Below are 5,971 nucleotides of genomic sequence, written 5' to 3' on the forward strand. Positions count from 1 at the left end.
GAATTTGATGAGCGGACTATGAAGGGCTATTTCCCAGCCTTCAGCCCAAGAACAGCATCAAGCAGACGGTTGGCGGCTTGGGATTTGGGGAGTTGAGGTAAGGAATCTTGGCGGCCGTCGGGATAGAGCAGAGTTAGGCGGTTGGTGTCGGTCTCGAAACCGGATCCTGGTTCAGTTACGTCGTTAGCGGCGATTAGATCGAGGTTTTTTGACCGCAGTTTCTTGGAGGCATTTTCTAATAAATCACTTGTCTCGGCTGCAAAGCCAACGACTATCTGTGCTTTCTTTTTTGAACTCATAGCCGCAACTATGTCCTCGTTGGGCACTAACTCAACAGTCCATGAGGAGCCATTGCGCTTTTTCTTGGCCTCTAAATAATTGGCAGGACGGAAATCGCTTACTGCGGCAGCTGAGATAAAGATGTCGCAATCGTTGAAATGCTTTTCGACAGCTTCCTTCATTTGTGCGGCGGTCTCGACATTCACTACTTCAATGCCCGCCTCAGGCGATAATGCGGTTGGGCCGGATATCAAAGTAACCGATGCTCCTCTGCTCTTCGCAGCTTTGGCGAGAGCATAACCCATCTTTCCTGATGAACGGTTCCCCAGAAAGCGGACAGGATCAATTGGTTCGCGAGTAGGGCCGGCAGTGATTAGAACTCGCTTTCCTTGCATATCCTTGGAATGTGAGAGTAACTGTTGCGCTGCAGAAACGATATCAGACACATCAGCAAGTCTCCCTTCCCCTTCATCGCCGCAAGCCATGATGCCGTAGGCTGGTTCAACAAATGAAAACCCCCGTAGTCTAAGGGCTTCGACATTGGCTTGAGTAGCAGGATTAGCCCACATTCTCGGATTCATTGCGGGCGCCAGCAATACCGGCGAGGTATTGGCTAGAAGAGCAGTCGAAAGCATATCATCTGCCAGACCATTCGCGAATTTGGCCATTGTATGAGCGGTGGCGGGAGCTACGAGAAAGAGATCGGTATTTCGTGGCAATTCGAGATGGGCAATCTTACCTGGCTCTGGCTCGTCGAAAGAATCGATTGTAACAGGATGGCCAGTCAGCGCCTCAAAAAGCGCAGGTGTGACGAACCATCGTCCATGAACTGTGAGTACCACATGAACATCTGCCCCATGACGCATGAGATCACGGGCAACATCGGCAGCTTTATAAGCTGCAACGCTTCCGCAAATTCCAAGAAGTATTCTTTTACCCGCTAACAATTGACCTGCTTCGTCCGACACGGCTATGCTCCGCTACCAAGATTGAATTCAGAGTATGCACTGCGCGATCCACTATATCGTTTGTAACCAGATAGTCATAATTGGGTATCTCGTCAATTTCTTTTAGAGCGGTCTTTAGGCGCAGTTGCATCTGATCTTCATTTTCTGTGCTTCGGCTTCTTAAACGCTCTTCAAGAACTGCCAGTGAAGGTGGTTGAACGAAAATCATGACCGCTTCAGGAAGCTTAGTTTTGACTTCTAATGCGCCCTGAACATCGATCTTTAAAATCACATCCCGCCCCATCGCCGACATGTGCTGGAGATCTTCAAGTGGGCTGCCATAGTGGCAGCCCATAACCTTCTTGTATTCAAGAAAGGCATTTCGCTCGATCATACGATCAAACTCGTCCTCACTGATAAAGTGGTAATCTACACCAATGCGCTCGCCCGGTCGTTGCTCGCGTGTTGTGCACGTAACTAGCCGAGCGAGATTGCGGTTCATCGTGGTCCACTTATCAATAAGAGTGTCTTTTCCTACTCCAGAAGGTCCGGACAGGATAATTACTAACCCCTTGTTGCTTGCCAATATGTGCTCCTCATAGATACTTAACTCTACTACGTACAGTGTAACCGAAAGCATTAAACTCCGTCAACATTAATCCAAACAAGCACATAGTCTTATTGAGCAGCGTTGAGTGTGCTATAATCGGCTCGTGGAACCCAATCGACCATTTGTCTATCAGCCTAATCAAGGGCGAAGAGAAAGACGATCACTTCGGCTAAGGCCACTTAACGTTGGTGAAATCATTGATGAAGCGCTTGACCTCTACCGAAAAAACTTCAAGTTGCTGCTCGGAGTAATCGTCATTCCAACGATCCCCTTTCTTCTCTTAGCGGCATTAGTTGCGCCGCCATTAATTTATTATTTCTATAGTCTTTCAAACACTGCTAAAGCACCTTCTCCTGAACAAATTCTCGGCATGATGGCTGTTTTTGTCCCCTTGATGATAATCGGCGCAGTCTTGTATTGGTTAATTGATGCCATTCAATACGGCGCAAGCGCTTTGGCGATTTCGGATAAGTACCTAAATGAACAATCATCCATCAAAAGTGTATTAGGGCGAGTTTGGAAGATATTGTTTCGGCTTGCGGGGGCACGTCTTCTCATTCTTGCTCCAATGACATTAGTATTCACCACGGCAACTTTTCTAATGTTGTTTTTTATTGGCTTAATGTCAGAAACACCAAACGCTGATTCATCAGTGGGAATCGCGCTAGTTATGATGGTTCTCTTTTTTTCAGGAATATTCCTTGCGATGATCGTCATGCTAGGGGTCTATGTTTGGTTCTTATTTGTAACTCAAATCGTCGTGATTGAAGGCCGATCAATAGTTAATGCACTTGCTCGCAGCATTATCTTGATAAAAGGCAACTTTTGGAGAGTTCTTGGAATCTATCTACTTCTAGCTATTGCCGTTGGCATAATTCAACAAATGATTAGCTATGCCATTATGCTCCCTGCAACAGCACTCACCGGCAGTATGGGGCAAAGTAATCCAACCGTTCCAATGATCGGCGTTGTGAGTGCTTATATTGCCAGCGCAGCGATTAATTTATTGATTATGCCGGTTATTAGCGGATGTATTACCTTGCTCTATTACGATCTCCGTGTTCGCAAGGAAGGTTTTGACCTGGAGGTTTTGGCGCGTGAAATGGGTAAAAAGACCGCCCCTGATACGCAAGCAACTTTATAAGCTAACCTCGGCGATTAGCTGCGTTGCTATTATCGCTGTACTGCTAATAATTTCTTGCGCCGCATTATATGCGCAAACAGATAACAACGCTTACCCAGCGCCTTTCAAGAAACTAGCAAGCCAACACAATAAATCAACAAAAACCCCCTCTGAAATTAAAGACTCGGCCAAACGCATCCTTGCAAACCCCCGATTCAAGCCTGCTCCTGAATTATATACAGGTACCTATTTCGAACCAATCGGGAAATCAGTTCAATCAGTCTTAAAGTTTATAGGCAAGATAATTAATTGGCTTAGTAATAAGCTCTTCCCGAAAAATGCTGCAACGAAAATGGGACCCGACCTTTCTCGAACAGTTGTCATTATTCTTTCCGCGCTTCTTTTCGTCTTCACTATCTATGCGCTAATACGTTTCAGGGTATTTCATGGCAAAGCAACAGCAGCAATTCCAAGTCTTAATTTGCCGACTGCTACCGATCCACCTGAACAATGGCTTAATAATGCGCGTGGGCTAGCGCAGGATGGCAATTATCGAGAGGCATTGAGGGCAGCCTATATCGCCTCGCTCCTCCATCTCGACCGCGCCCGCATCATTCTTTATGAACCAAAAAACACCAATTGGGAATACCTTCGCCAAATTCAGAAATCAAAGAGAACTGAAATCAGCCAAACGCTGCTGCCTTTGACACAATCGTTCGATCTTTTCTGGTATGGTGAACGCCCAGCAAGTGAGGATGATTATCAACAATTCGAACAAGCCTATCTGATCTTTTCGCGCCTAGCGCCGATTGGGGAGGCATAACCTATGCTCCGTCGATACAAAATCATCTGGTATATCCTTCTGATTATTGTGATAATCGGCATCATCGGCATAATTGACGCTAAGATGAGAGAGCGTTTCAGGGTAGGGGGCTCAATCGTTCCAACCACCTATTCATCTGATCCCGACGGCGCGATGGCAGCCTATCTTCTCTTGAAAGAGAACGGCTTCAAAACCACCCGATGGGAAAACCCCCTTACTAAGATTGATAGCAATGTGAAAGTATTTTTCATGTTGAACTCAGAGGAATTCTCTAATTATGGGAAAGATCAAATGAGTAGCTATCTAGAGGATACTAAGTCTATCAATAAGGTTCAAGAATGGGTCCAAAATGGCGGCACACTTGTTGTTTTAGGTTTAGAAGGTAAAGCGGTTATTTATCTGAAAAAGAGCGGTTTTAAAAAGCACTGGATTACTAATAAATTATCTAACTCTGAATATACGGCAATCCCCACTCCTGCACCCCATACTAAAGGAGTCAAGTCTTTAGAGGGGAGTTCTGACTTGCGACTGAAAATCATAGGTCATGAATGGCTTCCGATTTTAAAGGATAAATATGGAGTATTAGCTATTGCTCGTCCTTATGGTAAAGGTTGGATGGTCGCTGCGGTCGATGCATCCCTCATCTCAAATAAATACTTAGGAAAAGCCGATAACGCGATATTCACATACCGTTTGGCAGCTTCTCATGCCGATCCTGGCAATGTTATCGCTTTTGACGAGTATGATTATGGTTACGGGAAAGACAAAACGCTTTGGGATCACCTTAATGCTCCCAGTCAGTTGGTGATCATTCAAGTTCTATTACTGATTGCAGTTATAATGTTTGGTTTGAGCAGGCGTTTCGGGTTGCCTTTACGTTCAGTTCGCAAAGAGCCTTCGGTCGGTGAATATGTAACGGCGATGGGTGAGACTTATCGGAAAGCCCATGCAACCCATATTGCGTTAGAAACAATTTTCAAGGATACTCTAAGGCGTTTGGCGAATAAGGTAGGAGCGCCGGCGAATACCCCCTATGAGGTATTAATCCTGCAATCTCCCGCCGGCCTCAAAGTAGTTCTCGAAAGAGCATGGGATGCGCTTAGCAAGCCTTTGGATGAAGCCCATATGCTTGAATTGATCAGGAAGTTAGATGTCGAAGCGAATGCATCATTAGGAAGGAAAGAGTGAATTAATGGATAGCAGAATGCAAACAACCAACCCGGTAGTGGAAACCGCACAAAAGATAAAAGACGAGATACAAAAAGCTGTTGTCGGGCAGGACAGCGTAATTGAACAGTTGTTGGTAGCATTTTTAGCCGATGGGCATGTGCTTCTCGAAGGCGTCCCCGGCACTGCCAAAACACTGCTGGTGCGTGCTCTGGCTCTAGTATTGGATCTGCCTTTTACACGCGTTCAGTTCACTCCCGATCTGATGCCTTCCGATATCACAGGAACAAATATTTATGATGCAAACACTTCTAGTTTCCATCTTAGGCAGGGACCTATCTTTACGAGTGTCCTGCTTGCCGATGAAATCAACCGTACACCTCCAAAAACACAAAGTGCGCTACTCGAAGCGATGGAGGAAAGAAATGTTACCATCGATGGGGTCAAACATCCACTTCCGAAGCCATTTTTTGTCTGCGCTACTCAAAACCCAATTGAGTTCGAAGGCACCTATCCCCTTCCCGAAGCCCAACTCGACCGTTTTTTATTGAAAATCCTAGTTGACTATCCTTCTGACTTTGAAGAAAAACAAATTCTTAACCGTTATCATCAGGGTTTCCGATCTATGAAGCTAGAAGATGCCGGACTGACATCAATATTAAATGCCGAAGGCATCGCAAAGCTTCGAGTATTTGTCGAAGGTATTGGGGTCGAGGAACGAGTTGTCGAGTATATTTCTGATATCGTGCGTAAATCACGTAATTCGGATTACCTTATGATTGGCGCTTCCCCACGCGCAGGTATCGCATTGCTTTTATGCTCAAAGGCATTGGCGGCGCTAAGGGCGCGCGATTTTGTTACTCCCGATGATGTCAAAGAACTTGCTTATCCGACGCTACGTCACCGAATTCTGCTTAGACCTGAAGCGGAGATCGAGGGTTTGACAGCAGACAGGGTCTTAGCTGGGATTATCGATACAATAACGGTACCGCGTTAATGCTTCGTGTATTGCACGTAATTCG

Annotated in this window: 6 protein-coding genes; 4 read left to right on the forward strand and 2 right to left on the reverse strand. The window is 45.7% G+C overall.

Annotated elements, in window-relative coordinates:
- Positions 1–26: 26 nt before the first annotated feature.
- On the reverse strand, positions 27–1,247 hold the full coding sequence (coaBC, locus tag WCO51_08680; protein ID MEI6513333.1) for a bifunctional phosphopantothenoylcysteine decarboxylase/phosphopantothenate--cysteine ligase CoaBC: 1,221 nt from the start codon (positions 1,245–1,247) through the stop codon (positions 27–29).
- Positions 1,213–1,812 carry a guanylate kinase gene (gene gmk / locus WCO51_08685; GenBank protein MEI6513334.1) on the reverse strand — a complete coding sequence of 200 codons (600 nt, stop codon included), beginning with the start codon at positions 1,810–1,812 and terminating at the stop codon, positions 1,213–1,215. Before gmk ends, coaBC begins: the two co-directional genes overlap by 35 nt.
- Positions 1,813–1,921: 109 nt before the next feature.
- Here gmk and WCO51_08690 point away from each other — a divergent pair, with 109 nt between their 5' ends.
- The 4 genes from WCO51_08690 to WCO51_08705 are packed head-to-tail and all read left to right on the forward strand — an operon-like array spanning position 1,922 to position 5,946.
- Positions 1,922–2,980 (forward strand): hypothetical protein, encoded by a 1,059-nt coding sequence (locus WCO51_08690; GenBank protein MEI6513335.1) that lies wholly within the window; start codon positions 1,922–1,924, stop codon positions 2,978–2,980.
- On the forward strand, positions 2,934–3,782 hold the full coding sequence (locus WCO51_08695) for a DUF4129 domain-containing protein (GenBank protein MEI6513336.1): 849 nt from the start codon (positions 2,934–2,936) through the stop codon (positions 3,780–3,782). Before WCO51_08690 ends, WCO51_08695 begins: the two co-directional genes overlap by 47 nt.
- Positions 3,783–3,785: 3 nt before the next feature.
- Positions 3,786–4,970 carry a DUF4350 domain-containing protein gene (locus WCO51_08700; protein MEI6513337.1) on the forward strand — a complete coding sequence of 395 codons (1,185 nt, stop codon included), beginning with the start codon at positions 3,786–3,788 and terminating at the stop codon, positions 4,968–4,970.
- Between the two features lie 4 nt (positions 4,971–4,974).
- Positions 4,975–5,946 (forward strand): MoxR family ATPase, encoded by a 972-nt coding sequence (locus WCO51_08705; protein MEI6513338.1) that lies wholly within the window; start codon positions 4,975–4,977, stop codon positions 5,944–5,946.
- Positions 5,947–5,971: the final 25 nt, after the last annotated feature.

Source organism: bacterium (genome assembly GCA_037131655.1).
GTDB lineage: Bacteria > Armatimonadota > Fimbriimonadia > Fimbriimonadales > JBAXQP01 > JBAXQP01.